This window comes from Streptomyces sp. NRRL S-118 (assembly GCF_000716335.1).
GTDB lineage: Bacteria > Actinomycetota > Actinomycetes > Streptomycetales > Streptomycetaceae > Streptomyces.
In genome coordinates this window covers 150,254-172,342 of record NZ_KL591010.1, presented here as the reverse complement: position 1 = coordinate 172,342, position 22,089 = coordinate 150,254, and the positions used below count along the sequence as shown (strand labels likewise).

The window sequence follows — 22,089 nt, the reverse complement described above, 5'->3', positions numbered from 1 at the left end:
CGAAGACGGAGCCCGCCCCGGACGCGCCCGCCACCGGTGCCGCCGGCCCGGTGACCGGCCCGCCGGGGCCGGGTGCGAAGGGCTCCACCCGGGCCGCGGTCGTCACCCTGTACCGGCTCACCGCCGGGCACCGGGTGTCCATGGCTTTCGCCGCGGTCCTGACGCTGGCCGGCTCGGGGCTGGGCCTCGCCCAGCCGCTCGTCGCCCGGCTGGTCGTGGACGCCGGCGGGGCCGGCGGACCGGCCTTCTGGGTGCCGCTGTCGCTCCTGGCGGTGCTGTTCGTGGCGGAGGCGGCGACCGGCGCGGTGGGCCGGTTCGTCCTGGAGCGGATGGGCGAGGGCGTGGTCCGGCAGTTGCGCCACAGCCTGGTGGCACGGCTGCTGCGGCTGGAGATGCGCGAGTACGACCGCCACCGTGGCGGCGACCTGATCGCCCGGGTGACCGCGGACACCACCCTGCTGCGGGAGGTCGTGTCCCAGGCCCTGGTCGACGTGGTGACCGGGGCGCTGGTGGCCGCCGGCGCGGTCGTGCTCATGCTCTGGCTGGACCCCCTCCTGCTGCTGCTCGTCGCGGTGACGGTGGCCCTCGCCTCCGCGGTCGTCGCGTCGCTGCTGCGGGGCATCCGCGCCGCCTCGACGCGCATGCAGAACGCGGTCGGCGCGATCGCCGCGGACCTGGAACGGGCGCTCGGCGCCCTGCCGATGGTGCGCGTGCACCGGGCCGAGGAGCGCGAGGCGCGGCGCATCGGGGAGCGGGTGGACACCGCGTACGACGCCGGCGTACGGACCGCGAAGCTGGCGTCCGTGATGAGCCCGGCCGTCGAGCTGGCCGTCCAGGGCTCCTTCCTCGTCGTCCTGGTCATCGGCGGCCTGCGGGTGAACGCCAGCTCCCACTCGCTCGGCGACCTCGTCGCGTTCCTGCTGTACGCCTCGTACCTGGCGCTGCCGCTCGCGTCGGTGTTCCGGGCGATCGGGCTCATCCAGCGGGGTATGGGCGCCCACCAGCGCATCGCCGAGGCGATGGCCCTGCCCGCGGAACCACCGGAACCACCGGAACCGCCCGAGTCGGCGGTCGCGCCCCGGTGCACGACGGCACCGCGCACACCGCCGCCGTCACCGCTGCCGGACCGGCACGCCCCCGTCCTGGCCCTGCGGGACGTCCGGTTCGGGTACGACCCCGACCGGCCCGTGCTGCGCGGTGTCACCCTCACCGTCCCGCACCGCCGGCAGGTCGCCCTGGTGGGCCGGTCCGGCGCGGGCAAGAGCACCGTCTTCGCGCTGACGGCCCGGTTCTACGAACCCGACGCCGGCATGCTGCTGTTCGACGGGCGGCCCGCCACCGGGCTGACCCGCGCCGAGTGCCGCGCCCGGATCGCCGTCGTCGACCAGGACGCCCATGTCGTCCATGGCACCCTGCGTGACAACATCACCTACGCGGTTCCCGACGCCTCCGACGCCGAGGTGCGGCGCGTGGTCGAACTGGCCCGCCTGGAGGACGTCGTACGGCGGCTGCCCGGCGGCCTGTCCGGAATGCTCGGCGACCGCGGCGGCACCCTGTCGGGCGGCGAGCGGCAGCGGATCGCGCTGGCCCGCGCCCTGCTGGCCCGGCCGGCGCTGCTGCTGCTCGACGAACCCACGTCGCACCTGGACGCGCTCAACGAGGCCGCGCTCACCACCGTCATGCGCGACGTGGCGCGGGAGTGCGCGCTGCTGGTGATCGCGCACCGGCTCTCCACGGTCCAGCACGCCGACCGGATCGTCGTGCTGGACGAGGGCCGCGCGGTCGCCTCCGGGGACCACGAGGAGCTGCTGGCGAGCAGCCCCGCCTACCGCCGGCTGGCGGCGGCCCAGATGCTGCGGACGGCGGACGGCGGCGCGCAGGGCACCCCTGTCAGGACGCCCAGTGCGCCGGCCGGGTGAACCGGGCCGGAACCGTCGTGCGGGCGTCGCCCCGCGCCGCGTTGAGCTGCGGCTGCGTGAGGAACAGCGCACCGGTGAGGTCGGTGCCCGCGAGCTGCGCGTCGCGCAGGTCCGCGCCGAGCAGGTCGGCCCGCCGCAGGTCGGCGCCGGTCAGGTCGGCCGCGATGAGGCAGGCGCCGCGCAGGGACGCGCCGCGCAGGTCGGCGCCGCCGAGACGGGCCCCCATGAGGTCGGCGCCCCGGCGGTTCTTCTTCCGGCCCGTCGCGCCGGGGATGCCCGCCCGCGCGAGCTCGCCCGCCCGCTGCAGCAGGTCGCCGACGACCCGGCGGCGGGCGTCCAGGTCCAGGGCGCCCAGCTCGCCGGGGGAGAGGAACGTCAGCTCCTCGGTCTCGGCCAGGACGCGGCGTATCTCCCCGTGCAGGGACCGCGCGGGCTCCAGCGTCAGCGCCTCGGTCAGGTACGCGAGCAGCTCGTGCAGCGCCCGCACGACGGGGAAGGCCGCGAACATCTGCCGCGCGCTGCCCGGCTCCTGGCGCCAGTCCCGGCCGCCGAAGGTGACCTGGGAGACCTTCTGCCCGGCCCCGAAGCAGTCGTAGACCGTGCAGCCGGTGAAGCCCCGGTCCCGCAGCCGCGCGTGGATGCCGCAGCGGAAGTCGTCGGCCAGGTTCGTGCAGGGCGTGCCGGCGGGCTTGTCGACGGCGAAGTCCGCCGAGGCGGCGAAGGGCAGCGCGACGCAGCACAGGCCGAAGCAGTTGGCGCAGTCGCCGCGCAGGGCTCCCAGGGCGTCCCCTTGTTCGGACATCACGTTCCGGGTATCGCTTTCGATCGGTGGTTGTGACAAATCGTCAGGACATGCGGAGGGCGAGGAAGAAGTCGAGCTTGTCCTCCAGGCGGGACAGGTCACGCCCCGTCAGCTGCTCGATGCGGCCCACCCGGTAGCGCAGCGTGTTCACGTGCAGGTGCAGCCGGGTGGCGCACCGCGTCCACGAGCCGTCGGAGTCCAGGAACGCCTCCAGGGTGGGGATGAGCTCCGCGCGGTGCCGCCGGTCGTAGTCCCGCAGCGGGTCCAGCAGCCGGGCGGTGAACGCCCGCCGCACGTCGTCCGGCACGAACGGCAGCAGCAGGACGTGCGAGGCCAGCTCGTGGTGCCCCGCCGCGCACACCCGGCCCGGCCGCGCCGCCGCCACGCGCCGGGCGTGCCGCGCCTCCTCCAGCGCGCCGCGCAGCCCCTCGGCCGAGTGCACCGCGGCGCTCACGCCCAGCGTCAGCCGCCCGTCGTCCGCGAGGCCGGCCGACAGCGGCTCCCGCACGGTGGCGAGCAGCGCGTCGGCGTGCAGCCCCGGTCCGCCGGTGTCCTGCGGCGCGGCGCCCTCCTCGTCGGCGTCGCCGTCCGCGCCCGGCACCACGGGCAGCGGCACCAGGGCGATCGCCTCGTCCCCGGTGTGGGCGACCGCGATCCGGTCGGCCGAGTCGGGGCCGGAGGCCGCCGGGTCGACGAGGATCTCCTCCAGCAGTGACTGGGCGACCTGCCCGGGCTCGGCGCCCGGGCCCTTGCCCGCGGGGGCGCCCTCCTCGCCCCAGTCGACGCGCGCCACCACGACCTGCCAGTGCGGCGCCGTCCCCAGCCCGGGCAGCAGCACCGGTGCGGCCACCCGCAGGCGCGCCGCGATCTCGGCGGGCGCGGCGCCCGTCTGGACCAGCTCCAGGACCTCCTGGGCGAGCCGCCGCCGCACCGTGCGCGCGGCGTCCCGCCGGTCGCGCTCGACGGCGATCAGCTGGGTGACGCCCTGCAGCAGGTCGAGGCGGGCGGCCGGCCAGTCGCCGGCGTCGGCCTCCACGGCCAGCAGCCAGTCCGACAGGACGGTCTCGCGCACGTCCCGGGCGGCGGGCGCGGCGCCGCGCCCGGTGTTACGGATCGGGAAGAGGGAGTACGTCGTGTTGCGCACCTGCGCACGGTGCGGGCCGCGCCGGCCGGTGCGGGTCGCGGCGAGGTGTTCACCCGCCAGGGTGGCGGCGACCTCGGCGGGCAGCGGCGCGCCCGCGCCGGCGATCTGCCGTCCGGTCGGCGAGAGCACCCAGGCGCGGAGGTCCAGGTCGGAGCCGAGAAGGTCCAGGACGACCTCGGGACCGCCGCCCGCGGGGCCGGAGGTCATGAGCCTTCTGTGCCGATCCACAACAGCCGCGAGGTCACCGGCCCGCTCGCCCGACACCTGCCGAACGACATGCTCCGTAATCGTTGCAAACGCAACGGATTCGTTCACTGCGAACAAGGGGAGCCGGTGGCGCAAACACGCCTGGACCAGGTCGTCCGGGATGGCCCCCAGCTCCGCCTCACCGGCCGCCAGACCCGCGACCCCGGCCGAGGCGAGGATCCGTACGAAGGGCTCGGAATCGGCCGAGTCGCGCCGCCAGGCCAGGCCGGTGAGCACCAGTTCGCCGCCGGACAGGTACCGGCTGGGGTCCCGTAGGTCCGTCGTCATCACGCCGCGGACCGTGCGGTCGAGCTCGTCCTCGCCGCCGAGCAGCCGCAGCCCCAGCGCGTCGGTTTCCAGCAGTGCGCGCAGCCGCATCTCGTCGCCGCCGATCTTCCTCGTGGGTGTCTGGTTGTGGCCGGTGACCTGTGGCCACCGTTTCCGGGGGGAAACGGAGAGGTTACTGATCCTCGCCTTTCGTTCGAATCTACAAGACGAGGAGGGCGACCAGCCAACTCCTTCATGTTTTCGGTGACTGCACCGGGTGGAGCACCGCTGGGTGTACTTGGCCCACAACGCGTTAACAGCACGTGAACATGAAGACGAGAACGTGGGCCCGGCCGTTCCCCGTGCCCCAGCGAACGACCGATCACGCAGATCACGGACCACGTCGATCACTCGGATCACGTACCACCGGATCACGTAGAAGAGAGCCACTCATGGACTTCCTTCGCCCCGCAAGCTGGGAGGAGGCGCTCGCCGCCAAGGCCGAGCACCCTACGGCCGTGCCCATCGCGGGTGGCACCGACGTCATGGTCGAGATCAACTTCGACCACCGGCGTCCCGAGTACCTGCTCGACCTCAACCGCATCGAGCTGCTCGACGAGTTCGAGGTCGGTGAGGAGAACGTACGGCTCGGCGCCTCGGTGCCGTACACGCGGATCATGGAGAACCTGCGGGCGGAGCTGCCGGGCCTGGCGCTGGCGTCCCACACCGTCGCCTCGCCCCAGATCCGCAACCGGGGCGGCGTCGGCGGCAACCTGGGCACCGCCTCCCCGGCCGGTGACGCCCACCCGGCCCTGCTGGCCGCCGGTGCGGAGGTGGAGGTGGAGTCGGTGCGCGGCTCCCGCTTCATCCCGATCGACGAGTTCTACACGGGCGTCAAGCGCAACGCGCTCGCCGCCGACGAACTCATCAAGACCGTCCACATCAAGAAGGCGGACGGCCCGCAGCAGTACTCCAAGGTGGGTACCCGTAATGCCATGGTCATCGCGGTCTGCGCGTTCGGCCTGGCCCTCCACCCGGAGACCCGGACCGTCCGCACCGGCATCGGTTCCGCCGCCCCGACCCCCGTACGGGCGAAGGCGGCCGAAGACTTCCTGAACGCCGCGCTCGAGGAGGGCGGCTTCTGGGACAGCGGCAGGATCATCACTCCCTCGATCGCCAAGCAGTTCGCGGAGCTCGCCTCCGGCGCCTGCAACCCGATCGACGACGTACGAGGCACCGCCAAGTACCGCCGTCACGCGGTCGGCATCATGGCCCGCCGCACGCTCGGCTGGACCTGGGAGCAGTACCGCGGCACCGGCCGCACCCTTGAAGGAGCTGCATAACCATGCGCGTCAATTTCACGGTCAACGGACGTCCGCAGGAAGCCGACGACGTCTGGGAGGGCGAGTCCCTCCTGTACGTCCTGCGTGAGCGCCTGGGCCTGCCCGGCTCCAAGAACGCCTGCGAGCAGGGCGAGTGCGGCTCCTGCACGGTCCGCCTGGACGGCATCCCGGTCTGCTCCTGCCTCGTCGCCGCCGGCCAGGTCGAGGGCCGCGAGGTCGTCACCGTCGAGGGCCTCGCCGACTTCGCCAAGCAGCGTGCCGAGCACAGCGGCGCGTGCGGCACCGGCGCCTGCGGCTCCTCCGACGGCAGGCCCGGCACCTCGTTGCAGGACGCGCAGGGCTGGTCCGCCAAGGGAACCGACTCCCAGACCGGCGAGGGCACCGAGCTCTCCCCGATCCAGCAGGCGTTCATCGACGCCGGCGCCGTGCAGTGCGGCTTCTGCACCCCCGGCCTCCTGGTCGCCGCCGACGAGATGCTCGAGCGCAACCCGTCGCCGACCGACGAGGACATCCGCGAGGCGCTCTCCGGCAACCTCTGCCGCTGCACCGGTTACGAGAAGATCCTCGACGCGGTCCGCCTGGCGGCCGCGCGTCAGGGAGAGGCAGTCTGATGGCTCAGCACACCCGGGTCACGTCCGCCCCGGCGGGCACCCCCACCAAGGTCACCCAGGGATCCCACACCAAGGGCGGCATCGGCGAGTCCACGCTCCGCCCCGACGGCACCCTCAAGGTCACCGGCGAGTTCGCCTACTCCTCGGACATGTGGCACGAGGACATGCTGTGGGGCCAGATCCTGCGCTCCACCGTCGCCCACGCCGAGATCGTCTCCATCGACACCTCCGAGGCCCTCGCCCAGGCCGGCGTCTACGCCGTCCTGACCTACGAGGACCTGCCCACCGAGGTGAAGAACTACGGCCTGGAGATCCAGGACACCCCGGTCCTCGCCAACGGCCGGGTACGCCACCACGGCGAGCCCGTCGCCCTGGTCGCCGCCGACCACCCGGAGACCGCGCGCCGCGCCGCCGCCAAGATCAAGGTCGAGTACAAGGAGCTGCCCGTCGTCACCGACGAGGCCTCCGCGACCGCCCCCGACGCGCCGCTGCTGCACCCGGGCCGGGACGACCACCACGCCGGTCACGTACCGCACCCCAACATCGTGCACCGCCAGCCGATCATCCGCGGCAACGCCGACGAGGCCGCCAGGAAGGCCGACGTCATCGTCTCCGGCGAGTACGTCTTCGGCATGCAGGACCAGGCCTTCCTCGGCCCCGAGTCCGGTCTGGCCGTGCCCGCCGAGGACGGCGGCGTCGACCTGTACGTCGCCACCCAGTGGCTGCACTCCGACCTCCGCCAGATCGCCCCGGTCCTCGGCCTGCCCGAGGAGAAGGTCCGCATGACGCTCTCCGGCGTCGGCGGCGCCTTCGGCGGCCGCGAGGACCTGTCGATGCAGATCCACGCCTGCCTGCTGGCGCTGCGCACCGGCAAGCCGGTCAAGATCGTCTACAACCGGTTCGAGTCCTTCTTCGGCCACGTCCACCGCCACCCGGCGAAGCTCTGGTACGAGCACGGCGCCACCAAGGACGGCAAGCTCACGCACATGAAGTGCCGGATCGTGCTGGACGGCGGCGCCTACGCCTCCGCCTCCCCGGCCGTCGTCGGCAACGCCTCCTCGCTCGCCGTCGGCCCGTACGTCGTCGACGACGTCGACATCGAGGCCGTCGCGCTCTACACCAACAACCCGCCCTGCGGCGCCATGCGCGGCTTCGGCGCGGTCCAGGCGTGCTTCGCGTACGAGGCGCAGATGGACAAGCTCGCGAAGAAGCTCGGCATGGACCCGGTGGAGTTCCGCCAGCTCAACGCCATGGAGCGGGGCACGCTCATGCCGACCGGCCAGCCGGTCGACTCGCCCGCCCCGGTCGCCGAGCTGCTGCGCCGCGTCAAGGCCCGCCCGCTGCCGCCGGAGCGCCAGTGGGAGTCCACCGAGGGCGCCGACGTCCGCGCGCTGCCCGGCGGCCTGTCCAACACCACGCACGGCGAGGGTGTCGTCCGCGGCGTCGGCTACGCGGTCGGCATCAAGAACGTCGGCTTCTCCGAGGGCTTCGACGACTACTCCACCGCCAAGGTGCGCATGGAGGTCATCAACGGTGAGGCGGTCGCCACCGTCCACACCGCGATGGCGGAGGTCGGCCAGGGCGGCATCACCGTCCACGCCCAGATCGCCCGCACGGAGCTCGGCGTCACCCAGGTGACCATCCACCCGGCGGACACCCAGGTCGGCTCGGCCGGCTCCACCTCCGCCTCCCGCCAGACGTACGTCACCGGCGGCGCGGTGAAGAACTCCTGCGAGCTCGTCCGCGAGAAGGTCCTGGAGCTCGGCCGCCGCAAGTTCGGCACGTACCACCCCGCCTGGGCCACCGCCGAGCTGCTGCTCGAGGGCGGCAAGGTCGTCACCGACGGCGGCGAGATCCTCGCCGACCTCGTGGACGTCCTGGAGGACGAGGCCGTCGAGATCGAGGCCGAGTGGCGCCACCGCCCGACGGAGGCGTTCGACCTGCGGACCGGACAGGGCAACGGCCACGTCCAGTACTCCTTCGCCGCGCACCGCGCGGTGGTGGAGGTCGACACCGAGCTCGGACTGGTGAAGGTCATCGAACTGGCCTGCGCCCAGGACGTCGGCAAGGCCCTCAACCCGCTGTCCGTCATCGGCCAGATCCAGGGTGGCACCACCCAGGGCCTGGGCGTGGCGGTCATGGAGGAGATCATCGTCGACCCCAAGACGGCGAAGGTGCGCAACCCCTCCTTCACCGACTACCTGATCCCCACCATCCTCGACACCCCGACCATCCCGGTCGACGTGCTCGAGCTCGCCGATGACCACGCGCCCTACGGTCTGCGCGGCATCGGGGAGGCCCCGACCCTGTCCTCCACCCCGGCCGTCCTCGCGGCGATCCGGAACGCGACGGGCCTGGAGCTGAACAAGACGCCGGTACGCCCCGAGCACCTCACCGGCACCCTGTAAGCCCTCCGGGCGGTGCGTGCCTCCCGGGAACGTCACACTTCCGCGCCCGCACCGCCCGGAGCAACCGCACCGCTCGCGGTTCCCCCCACGCAGCACCCCCACATCCCCGACCCCCGCACCGCCTCACCGAAGTACCCGCACCACCCCGTTCGCCTCGGGCCGTCCCCCGGGTCGTGCAGCCAACGCACCATCCCAAATCCCGCAGCTTGTGCCCCGTGCACGCGGGTGCCCCTTTGAACCTTGGGAGTAGGCACCATGACCCAGTCGTCAGTGGAGCCGAAGACCGTCGCCGAAGACGCGGGACCCGGTTCCCGCGTCCCCGCCGGACGGTCTTGGCTCGACCGGTACTTTCACATAACCCACAGAGGATCCACGGTCGCGCGTGAAGTGCGCGGCGGCATCACCACCTTCATGGCGATGGCCTACATCCTCCTGCTCAACCCCTTGCTGCTCGGCGGTGAGGACTCGCTCGGCGACAAGCTGAGCCAGCCCGCGCTGATCACCGCGACCGCCCTGGCAGCAGCGGTCACCACTCTGGCGATGGGTTTCATCGGCAAGGTTCCGCTCGCCCTGGCGGCGGGCCTGAGTGTCGCGGGCGTCATCTCCACCCAGGTCGCCCCGGAAATGACCTGGCCGCAGGCCATGGGCATGTGCGTGATCTACGGCGCGGTGATCTGCCTGCTGGTGGTCACCGGTGTCCGCGAGGTCATCATGAACGCCATCCCGCTGGCACTGAAGCACGGCATCACGATGGGCATCGGCCTCTTCATCGCGATGATCGGCTTCGTCAACGCCGGCTTCGTCGGCAAGGGCGAGGGCGGCGGACCCGTCACCCTCGGGGTCGGCGGCTCCCTGACCGGCTGGCCGGTCGCGCTGTTCGCCTTCACGCTCCTGCTGATCTTCATGCTGCAGGCCCGCCGGGTCCCCGGAGCCATCCTCCTCGGCATCGTCGTCGGCACCGTGATCTCCGTCGTCGCCACCGCGACCGGACTCATCGGCGAGGACGAGTGGGGCGGCAAGGCGCCGGTCCTGCACGGCAGCCCGGTCTCCATGCCGGACTTCTCGCTCCTCGGGCAGGTCGACTTCGGCGGCTGGGAGAAGCTCGGCTACGCCACCGTCAGCATGATCGTCTTCACCCTGGTGCTGGCCGGCTTCTTCGACGCCATGGCGACCATCATCGCCGTCGGCCAGGAGGCCAAGCTCGCCGACTCCCAGGGCCGCATGCCGGGCCTGAGCAAGGCGCTGTTCATCGACGGCGCGGGCGGTGTGATCGGCGGCGGCGCCGGCGCGTCCGGCCAGACCGTCTTCATCGAGTCCGCCACCGGCGTCGGCGAGGGTGCCCGTACGGGCCTGGCGGCCTCGGTCACCGGCCTCTTCTTCGCCGCGTGCCTGTTCTTCACCCCGCTCACCCAGCTGGTTCCCGGCCAGGTCGCCTCCGCCGCCCTGGTCGTGATCGGCGCGATGATGCTCCAGAACGCCCGGCACGTGGACTGGACCGACTGGTCCGTCGCCGTCCCGGTGTTCCTCACGGTCGTGCTGATGCCGTTCACGTACACCATCACCACGGGTGTCGGCGCCGGTGTCATCGCGTTCTGCGCCATCAAGGCCGCACAGGGCAAGTGGCGCGAGCCGAGCGTCCTGATGTGGGTGCTGTCGGCGGTGTTCATCTTCTACTTCGCCACGGGTACCGGTCACTGACGCGGGCCCTTCCACACCTGAAGCTTCTCGAAGGAGGCCGACATGCTGGACATCGCCGAGGAACTCACCCGGTGGGTCGAGCAGGGACGCGACTTCGCCGTCGCCACCGTGGTGGCGGTCGGCGGCAGCGCGCCCCGGCAGCCGGGCGCCGCGCTCGCCGTCGACAGCGAGGGCACCGTGATCGGCTCGGTCTCCGGCGGATGTGTGGAGGGCGCCGTCTACGACCTGTGCCGGCAGGCGCTCCAGGACGGCGAACCCGCCCTGGAGCGCTTCGGATACAGCGACGAGGACGCCTTCGCGGTCGGTCTGACCTGCGGCGGCATCATCGACATCCTCGTCACCCCGGTCCGCGGCGGGATCTACCCCGCCGCCCTGCGGGCCGCCGCCGGAGGGGAGGCGGCGGCCCTCGCCAGGATCATCGAGGGCCCCGCCGGCCTGCTCGGCAACGCCCTCCTGGTCCACCCCGACGGAGCGTACGAAGGGAGCCTCGGCGGCCACCCCGCGCTGGACCGCACGGCGGCGGCCGAGGCCCGCGCCCTGCTCGACGCCGGGCGCACCGGCACGGCAGTCATCGGCGAGGACGGCTCGCGCTGCGGGCAGCCGCTGACCCTGCTGGTCGAGTCCAGCGTCCCCGCCCCCCGCATGATCGTCTTCGGTGCGATCGACTTCGCCGCCGCGCTGGTACGGGTCGGCAAGTTCCTCGGCTACCACGTCACCGTCTGCGACGCCCGCCCCGTCTTCGCGACCCCCGCCCGGTTCCCCGAGGCGGACGAGGTCGTCGTCGAATGGCCCCACGAGTACCTCGCGCGCACCCGGGTGGACGGCCGCACCGTGCTGTGCGTCCTCACCCACGACGCCAAGTTCGACGTACCGCTGCTCGAACGGGCCCTGAGGCTTCCCGTCGCGTACGTCGGCGCGATGGGCTCCCGCCGCACCCACGAGGACCGCAACAAGCGGCTGCGCGACGTCGGCGTCACCGAGCTCGAGCTCGCCCGCCTGCACTCCCCGATCGGCCTGGACCTCGGCGCCCGTACACCGGAGGAGACCGCCCTGTCGATCGGCGCGGAGATCGTCGCCGACCGGCGCGGCGGCAGCGGCGTCTCCCTCACCGGCGCCCACACCCCCATCCACCACGACGGCCCGAACGCGCCGGCGGGCCGCATCGGCTCCGTCGCCTGACCGCCCTCCCCCGTCGGGCACGTACCCGGGCCCCGGGGCGCCGGGCCGCGTATCCGGGTTCAAGCCGGATGCGACCGGGAACTCGCCAGATCCCGGTGGGGGGCGGTGCGGCGCCTGCCCCGGCAGGGATGATGGACGCCCCGCGCGGTCCCGCCGGATGCGATGGAAAGGTGGTTTCCGTTGCGCACTGTCGGAGTCGAAGAGGAACTCCTGCTGGTGGATCCGCAGAGCGGAGAGCCCTGCGCCCTGTCCACCGCCGTGCTGGCCCTCGCCGCCAGGGAAAGCCGCGAAGGCCGCGGACACGCCTTCCAGAAGGAGCTCCAGGGGCAGCAGCTGGAGTTCGCCACGCACCCGCAGTCCGGCATGGGGGAGCTGGGCGCCGAGATCGAGCGCTGGCGGGCGGAGGCGGCCCGGCACGCGGCCGGCGCCGGCGGTGCCGTCGCGGCGCTCGCGACCTCGCCGCTGCCCGCCGGCCCCGCCTTCACCGAGGGCAAGCGCTACCGCTGGATCCAGGAGCACTACGGCCTCACCGCCCAGGAGCAGCTCACCTGCGGCTGTCACGTCCATGTGTCGGTGGAGTCCGACGAGGAGGGCGTGGCCGTCCTGGACCGCATCCGGCCCTGGCTGTCCGTGCTGCTCGCACTGAGCGCCAACTCGCCCTTCTGGCAAGGGCACGACAGCGGGTACAGCAGCTACCGCAACCGCGTCTGGGGCCGGTGGCCGTCGACCGGCCCGGTCGAGCTCTTCGGCTCCGCCGACCACTACCACCAGCTGGTCGGGGACCTCATCGGCACCGGCGTGCTGCATGACGAAGGCATGGTGTACTTCGACGCCCGGCTGTCGCGCAGGTACCCGACCGTCGAGGTCCGGGCCGCGGACGTCTGCCTGGAGGCGTCCACCACCGTCCTCATCGCCACCCTCACCCGCGCCTTGGTCGACACCGCCGCCCGCGAGTGGCGCGAGGGGATACCTCCCGCCCGGCACACCGTCGGCCTGCTGCGCGCCGCCTCCTGGCGGGCCAGCCGCTCCGGTCTCGACGGCGAACTGCTGCACCCCGTGACCATGCGGCCCGTCCCCGCGGAACGGGTCGTGTACACGCTGCTGTCGCACCTCGAGGACGCGCTGGAGGAGAACGGCGACCTCCCGTACGCCCGCAAGGGCATCGCCGAGCTCCTCAGCCACGGCAACGGCGCCCGCGTCCAGAGGCGGCTGCTGCACCGCACCGGGAGCCTGCGGGGCGTCGTCGCCGAGTGCGTGCGCCGCACCCAGCGAAGTGCGTGACAGGTCACTCCGCGCCCGCGCATGATCGGCGGTTCTCCGGGCAGGCGGCCCGGGCCGGGCGCCGCCCCGGCGCGCCGACCGTCCCCGTTTCCGAGGAGACCCGCCCAGATGAGCACGCGCCCCGCCGGTTCCGGCTCGCCGATATACGACCAGCTCGTCGAGGAGCACGGAGACGTGCTGAACGAGGCCAGAAAGCTCGCCGACCTCACGCACCGGCAGGCCGACCGGATGCTGCGCTGGGACACCTTCTCCACCGGGTGGGACCCGGAGGTCTCCTGACATCCCGGGCCGGCCCGAGGGAGCGGCGTCCGGAATGCCGGGATGTGTGACTTGATCCAGGCTGGATACGCGATCAGGCGTACAGCACGGCACACCGGCCGGACGAGACGCACACGGGAGCCACGCCATGGGAACCGAGAACTCGATGGGTGACGAGGTCTACCAGCCCGTCGCCGAGGACCGGGAGGACACGGGCATCCTCGACCCCGAGGACACCCTGTCGGACCGCGAGGCCGATCCGTACGACGAGGGCTGGTCCCCGCCCGAGCGTCCGCTGGCCGTCGACCACACCGGCACCACGGCCCGCGAGCAGAACGAGCGCGAGAGCCTCGATCAGCGGCTCGACGAGGAGATGCCGGACCCCGCCCTGGAGACCGAGGATCCCGACAACCTCCCCAACGGCATCGGCGACCTGCCCGGCGGGGACGGCGAGCCTTTCGACGACCAGGTCGGCCGCGACCGCTCCGGGCGCCTCGTCGCGCCCGACGAAGGCGCCCACGAGGACAGCGAGAAGGACGCCGTCGCCTTCGACGTCGGCATCGCAGGCGCCGCGGCCTCCGCCGAGGAGGCCGCCATGCACACCGTCCCCGACGAGGGCGACGAGGCCCTCTGATGGGCGCCGAGCAGCCGGCGGCGGCGCACGGGCATCCCCCCGCGCCCACCCACTCGCGCATCACGCTCACGGTCAACGGCACCCCGCACACCCTCGCCGTCGACCACCGCGCCACCCTCCTGGACGTCCTGCGCGAGCGCCTCGGCCTGACCGGCGCCAAGAAGGGCTGCGACCACGGCCAGTGCGGTTCGTGCACCGTCCTCGTCGACGGGCGGCGCGCCAACGGCTGCCTGCTGCTCGCCGTCGCCCAGGACGGCGCCGCCGTCACCACCGTCGAGGGGCTGGCCGGCGACGCCGATGACGGCGACGCGCTGCACCCGCTCCAGCGCGCCTTCCTGGACCGGGACGCCTTCCAGTGCGGCTACTGCACCCCCGGCCAGCTCTGCTCGGCCGTCGGCGTCCTCGACGAGGCCGCGGCCGGGCACCCCTCGTACGCGACCGATCCCGCCGCACCGCCCGCGCAGGGCCCTGTGCGGCTCACGGCGGCCGAGATACGCGAACGGCTGAGCGGCAACCTGTGCCGCTGCGGCGCGTACCCGAACATCGTCGCCGCCGTCGAGGACGTGTCGCGCACGCAGTGAGGCAGGACGTGAGACGAGGACGTGATCCGGTGAAGCCCTACGCGTACGTACGTGCCGCCAGCATCGACGAGGCGACCGCCGCCCACGCCGGCCGCCCCGGCGCCCGCTATCTCGCCGGCGGGACCAACCTCGTCGACCTGATGAAACACGGGGTCGAGGCGCCCGACACCCTCGTGGACGTCAGCCGGCTCCCGCTCGACACCGTCGAGGAGCTTTCCGACGGCGGGCTGCGCATCGGGGCCACCGTGCGCAACAGCGACCTGGCCGCCCACCCGCTGGTACGGGCCCGCCACCCCGCCCTGTCGCAGGCGCTGCTCGCCGGCGCCTCCGGGCAGCTGCGCAACATCGCCACCACCGGCGGCAACCTGCTCCAGCGCACCCGGTGCCCGTACTTCCAGGACACCTCCAAGCCCTGCAACAAGCGCGAACCCGGCACCGGTTGCGGCGCCCGCGAGGGCCACCACCGCGACCACGCCGTCCTCGGCCACTCGGCGCACTGCATCGCCACCCACCCCTCCGACATGGCCGTCGCCCTCGCCGCCCTCGACGCCGGCGTCGAGCTGCACGGCCCCGACGGCGACCGGACCGTCCCGGCCGCCTCCTTCCACCGGCTGCCGGGCGACCACCCCGAGCAGGACACCGTCCTGCGGCCCGGCGAGCTCATCACCGCCGTCGTCCTCCCGGGATCGACGGCCGGCCTGCCCTCCGCGTACCTGAAGGCCCGCGACCGCGCCTCGTACGCCTTCGCCCTCGCCTCCGTGGCCGCCGTCCTCGACCTGGACGACCACGGGGCGGTACGCCACGCCGGGCTCGCCTTCGGCGGCCTCGCCCACCGCCCCTGGCGCGCGCGCCTCGCCGAGACCGCACTGCTCGGCCACCCGCCGAACCCCGCGAACATCGCCCGCGCGGTCGACGCGGAGCTCGGCCAGGCACAGCCCCTGCGGGACAACGCCTTCAAGGTGCCGCTCGCCCGCAACCTCGCCCGCCGCGTCCTCGCCGAACTCGCCGGGCGGGCCGCACCCGCCCCGCCCGCCGACCGCCGACCCGACCTGGAGCCGTGATGCGCCCCACCGCGACCGCCGCCGCGCCCGCGCTCGGCGCCCCCGCCGAGCGCCTCGAAGGCCGCGACAAGGTCACCGGTACCGCCCGGTACGCCACCGAACTCGCCCACACCCCGCCCGACTGCGCCTACGCCTGGCCCGTCCCCGCCACTGTCGCCCGCGGCCGGGTCACCGCCGTCGACACCGGGGACGCCCTCGCCACCCCCGGCGCCCTCGCCGTCCTCACCCCCTGGACGGCACCGCGGCTCGCCGCACCCGACGACCCCGTCCTCGCCGTCCTCCAGGACGACGCCGTACCGCACCGCGGCTGGTACGTCGCCCTCGCCGTCGCCGACACCCTGGAGGCCGCCCGGGCCACCGCGGCCGCCGTCCGCGTCGGCTACGCGACCGAACCGCACGACGTGACGCTCACCGAGGACCACCCGGCGGCCTACACGCCGGACGAGGCCAACGGCGGGTTCCCCGCCCGCCGGGCGCGCGGCGACGTCGACGAGGCCTTCGCCGCCGCCCCGGTCGGGGTCGACGTCACCTACCGGATCCCGCCGCTGCACAACCACCCCATGGAGCCGCACGCCGCCTACGCCCGCTGGGACGGCACCGGGAGCGCCGACCACCTCACCGTCTACGACTCCAGCCAGGGCGCCGGCCCGGTCCGCTCCGTCCTCGCCCACATGTTCCGGCTCCCCGAGGACCGGGTCACCGTGGTCTCCGAGCACGTCGGCGGCGGCTTCGGCGCCAAGGGCACGCCCCGGCCCCACGTCGTCCTCGCCGCCATGGCCGCCCGCCACACCGGCCGGCCGGTGAAGCTGGCACTGCCCCGCAAGGACCTGGCGACCGTCGTCGGCCACCGCGCCCCCACCATCCAGCGCGTCCGGCTGGCCGCCGAACGCGACGGCACCCTCACCGCCGTCGCCCACGAGGTCACCACCCAGACGTCCCGGATCAAGGAGTTCGTCGAACAGGCCGGGATCCCCAGCCGCGTCATGTACGCCTCGCCGCACGCCCTCTCCGACCACCGGGTCGTCCGCCTCGACGTGCCGAGCCCCTCCTGGATGCGCGCACCCGGCGAGGCGTCCGGCATGTACGCGCTGGAGTCGGCCATGGACGAGCTGGCCGGCGCACTCGGCATGGACCCGGTCGAGCTGCGCATACGCAACGAGCCCGCCACCGAGCCGGACAGCGGCCTGCCCTTCTCCAGCCGCCACCTCGTCGAGTGCCTGCGCGAGGGCGCCCGGCGCTTCGGCTGGCACGACCGGGACCCGCGCCCCGCCGCCCGCCGCCCCGGCCCCAAGGAGCAGGTCCTCACCGGTACCGGGGTCGCGGCCGCCACGTACCCGGTGCTGATCTCGCCGTCCACCGCCACGGCCACCGCCCTGCCCGACGGGAGCTGCGCCGTCGCCGTCAACGCCACCGACATCGGCACCGGCGCCCGCACGGTGCTCGCCCAGATCGCCGCCGACGCGCTCGGCGTCCCCCTCGGCTCCGTACGCATCGGCATCGGCTCCACCCGGCGGCCGCGCGCCCCGCTCGCCGGCGGCTCCTCGGGCACCGCGTCCTGGGGCTGGGCCGTCCACGAGGCGTGCACGCGCCTGGCGCGGCGGATGACGGACCACCAGGGCCCGCTGCCCGCCGACGGACTGTCCGCCTCCGCCGACACCACCGAGGAGGCCGGGAGCACCCCGGCGTTCGCCCGGCACGCCTTCGGCGCCCACTTCGCCGAGGTGCGGGTCGACACGGCCACCGGCGAGGTGCGGGTGCTGCGCCTGCTCGGGGTGTACGCCGCCGGCCGGATCCTCAACCCGCGCACCGCCCGGTCGCAGTTCATCGGCGGCATGACCATGGGGCTCGGCATGGCGCTGACCGAGCACTCCGCCGTGGACCCGGCCTTCGGCGACTTCGCCGAGCGCGACCTGGCCTCCTACCACGTGCCGGCCCACGCCGACGTCCCGGACGTCGAGGCCCACTGGATCGAGGAGGAGGACACCCACCTCAACCCCATGGGCAGCAAGGGCATCGGCGAGATCGGCATCGTGGGCACGGCCGCCGCCATCGGCAACGCCGTCCACCACGCCACGGGCGTCCGCTTCCGCGAACTGCCGCTGACGCCCGACCGGGTGCTGCCCCAGTTGTCGTAGGGCGAACGTTCCGTTGCGATCGAGGGACGGCCGGGCGGAGGTCCTCGACCGGACACGCTCGCTCTCCCGGGACGCTCCCCGGGGCAGGCTCACCGGGGAGCGTCCCCGAGTGCGCCGAAGGGGACACTCCTGGAGGCGTGGTCGGCGAGCCGGCGGGCGCCGAGGTCGCGGGCGGTGCCGACGAGGGCCTGGACGCGCGGTGCGGGTGCCGCGGTCGAACAGCGCACCGCCCCGGCGCGGCGCTCCTGCCGGCGGGCCGACTGGCTGACACGTGCCCGGACAGGTGCAGCCGCCTCGCTGCCCGGCCGAAGCGCAGCTCCTCCGCGAGGGTCCGGGAGATCTCGATGTCCCGCAGCTCCACCGCGCCCCCCGATTGATCATTCCCGCTCATGAGTGCCATGCGGGAATCGGTGTTGTTCAGCCCGTCGGCGTAGAGGAAGGTGGGTCCCGGCCCGGCGCCGCGAGACGGCGCTGACCTGCACTGACGACGGAGCAGATCAGCAACCGTGCCCTGTGGCGGGATGATCCCGCGCCCACCGGCGCGGTTCGTCCTCCCAGCGGTGCCGCCCCGCCGCACCCCGGTCCCTCGATGCGCGTCCTTCGGCATCGGCCGCCGGCCTGTGCGCCTTTCCCCGGAGTCCCACCCACACCCGCGAAAGAAGAAGAACATGAAGAAGACGCTGGGCCTGCTCGCAGCGAGCGCGACCATGATCGGTGCCGGCCTGGTCAATGCCGGGCCCGCCGCGGCAGCCCCTCCGTACTGGCAGCCGGTGGACACCAACTCCAACTGGAGCTGTTCGCCGTACAAGTCGCACCGGCTGTCCTTCAACATCAAGTTCAAGATCTGCATCGTGCGCAACGCGAACAACGACGCACAGGCCGTCCTCGTCGTACAGAACAGCGGCACCAAGGCCGCCGACATCCGCGGTGTCCTCCAGACGGAGAACACCGGGGGCATCTACGAAGGTTCCTGGCGCGCCACCTGCACGCATTCGACGCTCAACCCGGGCTTCACCCGTGGCTGCTTCAACCAGACCTTCTCCGGGACCCGCGACATCGCGGCAACCTCCCAGCTGTACATGAACGGTGACGAAGAGGCCAACCTCAGCGTCGACTCGTGGCACGGCTGAGCCGCTTCCCTCAGCGATCCATCGCGACCGACCGAATCCGGTCACCTCGTCCGCGGCGACGCCCGCCGACCCACGGGCGGCTTCCCCAAGCCGGCTTCTCCGGCACCTCGACCCTCTGTGAGACCTTGGAGGTCTTGATGCGGACATTCCCGCAAAGCGCTGTCACGGCTCGTTCCGCCCGGCGCGGTGCCCGCCGCCTGGGAGCGGTGACCGCCGCATTGGCGGCCATGATGCTCATGGGTTCCCAGCCCGCCCACGCCTCCGACTACTGGCAGGAGATAAAGCCCAACGCCAACTGGCACTGCGGCACCACCACCCCGCTGCACAAGGCTCCCGCGGGCGTCGTCGGCCAGACCTGCATCATCGCCAGCTCCAGCGGCTACGCGCAGGCCGTCTCGGTCATCTCCAACAACTCGGGACGGGCGATCGACTTCGGTTCGTTCATCCAGTCGAACCAGATCTACTACGAGAACGCCCACCACTGCCGGCCCAGCACCCTCAACCCCGGTTTCCAGCGGGGCTGCCTGGGCCCGAGCGTGTACGTGGGCTGCAAGCCCTTCACCATCACCGCCCACAGCACATGGAGTGTCGACGGATGGGGCTCCTCGGTGACGTCCCGCTCGTACACCCACAGCTGCTGAGTCACGCGCCGTCACCCGCCGCGCCGGCGGGCCGTCAGGTCGCCGTCGTCCCGGCGCGGTGCCGTTTGCCGCCGGGGTGACGCACGACGAGGAGCACGCGTACGGAAGCGAGTGCCATGACGAGGAAAGCCCCTGACGTGCCGACAGCGGGAGGGGAGGGGTACGGAGTGATGGCACCGGGTGCCGGGGTGCCGCCCCGGGAGAGGTTCGCGTGGTTCTGCGAGACGGTGTCCAGCAGTCTGATGCCGGTCGCCCTCAGCACCCGCCACACGGCCGACTTCCGCGCGGGGATCACGGACCTGGACCTCGGCGGCCCGCGCCTGTCCGCCTTCGCCTTCTCGCCGGTGGTGTCGCGACGCACCCCGGCCCACGTCCGGCGGGGCGATCCCGAGCAGTTCCAGCTGGCCCTGATCACCCGGGGGGTGTTCAGGGTCTCCCAGCGGAGCCGCGAATCGGAGGTCTCGGGCGGCGGCCTGGTCCTGACGGACTCCTCCCGCCCCATGGAGAACGAGACGACGGCCGCGGACGGCGGCCCGGTCGAGGCGGTCGTGCTGCAGATCCCCCGGCCGGCCCTGCCGCTGCGGCCGGACCGGCTGGACCGCCTCCTCGCCCGGGGCATACGGGCGGACCGGGGCTCGGCCGCGGTCTTCGCCGGCTTCGTGAGGACACTCCTCGGCCAGGCCCGGCACTGCCGCCCGGAGGAGCTGCGCGCGATGGGCTCCGTCGCCCTCGACCTGGCCGCCACCTGCCTGGCGCAGCAGCTCGGCGACCCGGGCGAGGCGCCGGCCGAGGCCCGCGCGCGGGAGATGCGGCGGCGGATCACCTGCTTCATCGACAACAACCTCGGTGACCCGGACCTGACCCCCGGGGTCGTCGCCGACCGGCACGGCATCTCCCTGCGCGGTCTGCACTCTCTCTTCCGCGACCAGCCGATGAGCGTGGCGGCCCGCATCCGCCGCGGGCGCCTGGAGCGGGCCCACGCCGAGCTGGCGTGCCGGGAGTCGAGCGCCCTGCCCGTCCAGGTGGTCGCGGCGCGCTGGGGCTTCTCCAGCGCCACCGCGTTCAGCCGGGCGTTCCGCGAGACCTACGGCATGGCACCCACCGAACACCGCGCGGCGGCCCTGGCACGCGGTGCACAGGAACCGTGCACGCCACGCACAGCCGCGTCCTCCCCACGGGCCTAGATTCACCAGCGCAACGCGACCACAGGGACGGCAGGACCGTTCCTTCGATGCCGCGGCGCACGCGCCGCGGTGCCGACACTCCGGAGGGGAAATGAACGTGCGTCGGATCATTCGAGGTGCAGGGGCCGGACTCGCGGCGATGATCGCCCTGGCGGCAGCCGCCGCGCCGGCGAACGCCGCGACCGTCAACTGGCAGGCGATCAGCCCGAACGCCAACTGGCGCTGCGAGGACACCATCCCGCACGCCACGTACCCCGGTGTGAAGTTCCAGGGCTGTGTCGTGGCCAACCAGTTCGGTGACGCGCAGGTGGTCCTCGTGGTCAACAACCAGGGCCCCAAGGCGGTCAACATCGGCGGGTGGACCTCTTCGCAGTTCGGCTCCAACGTCACCTGCGCGGACTCCGTCCTGAACCCCGGCTTCCAGCGCGGCTGCTTCGGCCCGACGGTGACCGTTCCCTGCAACATCACCTACGCGAACTCGGTCCACCTCACCGTCAACGGATCGACCAAGATCGCCCCCGCGCCTTCGGTGACGAAGCACTGCTGACCACCGGGGACCGGCGCCGGGGCCCTCGCGGATCGCCTCGCCGCGAGGGCCCCGGCCCCCACGACGGCCCCCACGGCGGCCCCGTAAGGTGGGGCGCCGTGTCACGCTCCTTCCAGTCCGTCCTGGACCGCATCGCCGCCGAGATCGCCGCCACGCCCGGCCGCGGCCGTCCCGCCGACTACATCCCCGCCCTCGCCGAGGCCGACCCGCACCGCTTCGGCATCGCCGTCGCCGAGCCCGACGGCACGGTGTACGGGGCCGGGGACTGGCGGCACCCCTTCTCGGCGCAGTCGATCACCAAGGTCTTCACCCTCGCCCTGGTGCTGTCCATGGACGGCGAGGCGCTGTGGGAGCGGGTCGGCCGGGAGCCGTCCGGCAACCCGTTCAACTCGCTGGTACAGCTGGAGTACGAGAACGGCATCCCGCGCAATCCGTTCATCAACGCGGGCGCGCTCGTCGTGACCGACCGCCTCCAGGCCCTCACCGGTGACGCCTCCGGCAGCCTGCTGGACTTCCTGCGCGCCGAGAGCGGCAACCCGGACCTCACCTTCGACGAGCGGGTCGCCGCGTCCGAGACCGCGCACGGCGACCGCAACGCCGCCCTCGCACACTTCATGGCCTCGTACGGCAACATCACCAACCCCGTCCCCCGCCTGCTCGACCAGTACGTCCGCCAGTGCTCGGTCGAGGCGTCCTGCGCCGACCTCGCGCTCGCCGCCGGGTTCCTCGCCCGGCACGGCACACGGGCCGACGGCTCGACGTTCCTCAGCCGCAGCGAGGCCAAGCGCGTCAACGCGGTCATGCTGACCTGCGGCACCTACGACGCGGCCGGGGACTTCGCCTACCGCGTCGGACTGCCCGGGAAGAGCGGCGTCGGCGGCGGGATCATCGCGGTCGTGCCCGGCCGGTGCACCCTGTGCGTGTGGAGCCCGGGCCTGGACCGGCGGGGGAACTCGGTCGCGGGCGTGGCGGCCCTGGACCGCTTCACCACCCTGACCGGACTGTCGGTGTTCTGACCCG

At 73.3% G+C, this 22,089-nt stretch carries 19 protein-coding genes; 17 read left to right on the top strand and 2 right to left on the bottom strand.

Annotation, left to right across the window (positions count from 1 at the left end):
• Positions 1–50: 50 nt before the first annotated feature.
• Positions 51–1,919, top strand: coding sequence for an ABC transporter ATP-binding protein (locus IH00_RS0119090; protein WP_031075169.1), 1,869 nt, complete (start codon positions 51–53; stop codon positions 1,917–1,919).
• Here the strand turns inward: IH00_RS0119090 and IH00_RS0119085 are convergent.
• Positions 1,891–2,721 carry a pentapeptide repeat-containing protein gene (locus tag IH00_RS0119085; RefSeq protein ID WP_031075168.1) on the bottom strand — a complete coding sequence of 277 codons (831 nt, stop codon included), beginning with the start codon at positions 2,719–2,721 and terminating at the stop codon, positions 1,891–1,893. The genes IH00_RS0119090 and IH00_RS0119085 overlap by 29 nt on opposite strands.
• Positions 2,722–2,764: 43 nt before the next feature.
• The gene (locus tag IH00_RS0119080) at positions 2,765–4,489 is read right to left on the bottom strand and encodes a PucR family transcriptional regulator (protein WP_031075167.1); all 1,725 of its coding nucleotides are present in this window, start codon (positions 4,487–4,489) and stop codon (positions 2,765–2,767) included.
• A 341-nt stretch (positions 4,490–4,830) separates the two neighbouring features.
• Here IH00_RS0119080 and IH00_RS0119075 point away from each other — a divergent pair, with 341 nt between their 5' ends.
• The 16 genes from IH00_RS0119075 (at position 4,831) to IH00_RS0118995 (ending at position 22,085) form a co-directional block, all read left to right on the top strand.
• Positions 4,831–5,721: an FAD binding domain-containing protein gene (locus tag IH00_RS0119075; protein WP_031075166.1), complete on the top strand. Its 891-nt coding sequence runs from the start codon at positions 4,831–4,833 to the stop codon at positions 5,719–5,721.
• A 2-nt stretch (positions 5,722–5,723) separates the two neighbouring features.
• Entirely contained in the window at positions 5,724–6,332 is a 609-nt protein-coding gene (locus IH00_RS0119070) for a (2Fe-2S)-binding protein (RefSeq protein ID WP_031075165.1), read from the top strand.
• Positions 6,332–8,740, top strand: coding sequence for a xanthine dehydrogenase subunit D (gene pucD / locus IH00_RS0119065; protein WP_031075163.1), 2,409 nt, complete (start codon positions 6,332–6,334; stop codon positions 8,738–8,740). The genes IH00_RS0119070 and pucD overlap by 1 nt, the downstream gene beginning before the upstream one ends.
• A gap of 255 nt (positions 8,741–8,995) precedes the next feature.
• On the top strand, positions 8,996–10,438 hold the full coding sequence (locus IH00_RS0119060; protein ID WP_031075161.1) for an NCS2 family permease: 1,443 nt from the start codon (positions 8,996–8,998) through the stop codon (positions 10,436–10,438).
• Between the two features lie 42 nt (positions 10,439–10,480).
• Positions 10,481–11,617, top strand: coding sequence for an XdhC family protein (locus IH00_RS0119055; protein WP_031075159.1), 1,137 nt, complete (start codon positions 10,481–10,483; stop codon positions 11,615–11,617).
• 180 nt (positions 11,618–11,797) lie between these two features.
• Positions 11,798–12,898 carry a glutamate--cysteine ligase 2 gene (locus tag IH00_RS0119050; RefSeq protein ID WP_158827864.1) on the top strand — a complete coding sequence of 367 codons (1,101 nt, stop codon included), beginning with the start codon at positions 11,798–11,800 and terminating at the stop codon, positions 12,896–12,898.
• A 108-nt stretch (positions 12,899–13,006) separates the two neighbouring features.
• Positions 13,007–13,177: a hypothetical protein gene (locus tag IH00_RS43390; RefSeq protein WP_199819775.1), complete on the top strand. Its 171-nt coding sequence runs from the start codon at positions 13,007–13,009 to the stop codon at positions 13,175–13,177.
• Positions 13,178–13,304: 127 nt separating this feature from the next.
• Positions 13,305–13,790, top strand: a complete 486-nt coding sequence (locus IH00_RS0119040; protein WP_031075155.1) for a DUF5709 domain-containing protein — start codon at positions 13,305–13,307, stop codon at positions 13,788–13,790.
• Positions 13,790–14,371 (top strand): 2Fe-2S iron-sulfur cluster-binding protein, encoded by a 582-nt coding sequence (locus IH00_RS0119035; protein ID WP_031075153.1) that lies wholly within the window; start codon positions 13,790–13,792, stop codon positions 14,369–14,371. The genes IH00_RS0119040 and IH00_RS0119035 overlap by 1 nt, the downstream gene beginning before the upstream one ends.
• Positions 14,372–14,400: 29 nt before the next feature.
• Positions 14,401–15,432 carry an FAD binding domain-containing protein gene (locus IH00_RS0119030; protein WP_052411490.1) on the top strand — a complete coding sequence of 344 codons (1,032 nt, stop codon included), beginning with the start codon at positions 14,401–14,403 and terminating at the stop codon, positions 15,430–15,432.
• Positions 15,432–17,567, top strand: a complete 2,136-nt coding sequence (locus IH00_RS0119025; protein ID WP_031075150.1) for a xanthine dehydrogenase family protein molybdopterin-binding subunit — start codon at positions 15,432–15,434, stop codon at positions 17,565–17,567. Before IH00_RS0119030 ends, IH00_RS0119025 begins: the two co-directional genes overlap by 1 nt.
• Positions 17,568–18,235: 668 nt before the next feature.
• The gene (locus tag IH00_RS0119015) at positions 18,236–18,697 is read left to right on the top strand and encodes a hypothetical protein (RefSeq protein WP_052411489.1); all 462 of its coding nucleotides are present in this window, start codon (positions 18,236–18,238) and stop codon (positions 18,695–18,697) included.
• Positions 18,698–18,903: 206 nt separating this feature from the next.
• On the top strand, positions 18,904–19,338 hold the full coding sequence (locus IH00_RS0119010; protein ID WP_158827862.1) for a hypothetical protein: 435 nt from the start codon (positions 18,904–18,906) through the stop codon (positions 19,336–19,338).
• 137 nt (positions 19,339–19,475) lie between these two features.
• Entirely contained in the window at positions 19,476–20,522 is a 1,047-nt protein-coding gene (locus IH00_RS0119005; RefSeq protein WP_234334890.1) for an AraC-like ligand-binding domain-containing protein, read from the top strand.
• A 97-nt stretch (positions 20,523–20,619) separates the two neighbouring features.
• Positions 20,620–21,069, top strand: coding sequence for a hypothetical protein (locus tag IH00_RS37475; protein ID WP_234334889.1), 450 nt, complete (start codon positions 20,620–20,622; stop codon positions 21,067–21,069).
• Between the two features lie 98 nt (positions 21,070–21,167).
• Positions 21,168–22,085 carry a glutaminase gene (locus tag IH00_RS0118995; RefSeq protein ID WP_031075138.1) on the top strand — a complete coding sequence of 306 codons (918 nt, stop codon included), beginning with the start codon at positions 21,168–21,170 and terminating at the stop codon, positions 22,083–22,085.
• Positions 22,086–22,089: the final 4 nt, after the last annotated feature.

Excerpts from the sequence above, each read along its gene's own strand:
- IH00_RS0119035 (WP_031075153.1), top strand. The coding sequence starts at position 13,790 with ATGGGCGCCGAGCAGCCGGCGGCGGCGCACGGGCATCCCCCCGCGCCC.
- IH00_RS0119075 (WP_031075166.1), top strand. The coding sequence starts at position 4,831 with ATGGACTTCCTTCGCCCCGCAAGCTGGGAGGAGGCGCTCGCCGCCAAG.
- IH00_RS0119070 (WP_031075165.1), top strand. The coding sequence starts at position 5,724 with ATGCGCGTCAATTTCACGGTCAACGGACGTCCGCAGGAAGCCGACGAC.
- IH00_RS43390 (WP_199819775.1), top strand. The coding sequence starts at position 13,007 with ATGAGCACGCGCCCCGCCGGTTCCGGCTCGCCGATATACGACCAGCTC.
- IH00_RS0119085 (WP_031075168.1), bottom strand. The coding sequence starts at position 2,721 with ATGTCCGAACAAGGGGACGCCCTGGGAGCCCTGCGCGGCGACTGCGCC.
- pucD (WP_031075163.1), top strand. The coding sequence starts at position 6,332 with ATGGCTCAGCACACCCGGGTCACGTCCGCCCCGGCGGGCACCCCCACC.
- IH00_RS0119040 (WP_031075155.1), top strand. The coding sequence starts at position 13,305 with ATGGGAACCGAGAACTCGATGGGTGACGAGGTCTACCAGCCCGTCGCC.
- IH00_RS0119015 (WP_052411489.1), top strand. The coding sequence starts at position 18,236 with ATGAAGAAGACGCTGGGCCTGCTCGCAGCGAGCGCGACCATGATCGGT.
- IH00_RS0119080 (WP_031075167.1), bottom strand. The coding sequence starts at position 4,489 with ATGCGGCTGCGCGCACTGCTGGAAACCGACGCGCTGGGGCTGCGGCTG.
- IH00_RS0119060 (WP_031075161.1), top strand. The coding sequence starts at position 8,996 with ATGACCCAGTCGTCAGTGGAGCCGAAGACCGTCGCCGAAGACGCGGGA.
- IH00_RS0119025 (WP_031075150.1), top strand. The coding sequence starts at position 15,432 with ATGCGCCCCACCGCGACCGCCGCCGCGCCCGCGCTCGGCGCCCCCGCC.
- IH00_RS0119055 (WP_031075159.1), top strand. The coding sequence starts at position 10,481 with ATGCTGGACATCGCCGAGGAACTCACCCGGTGGGTCGAGCAGGGACGC.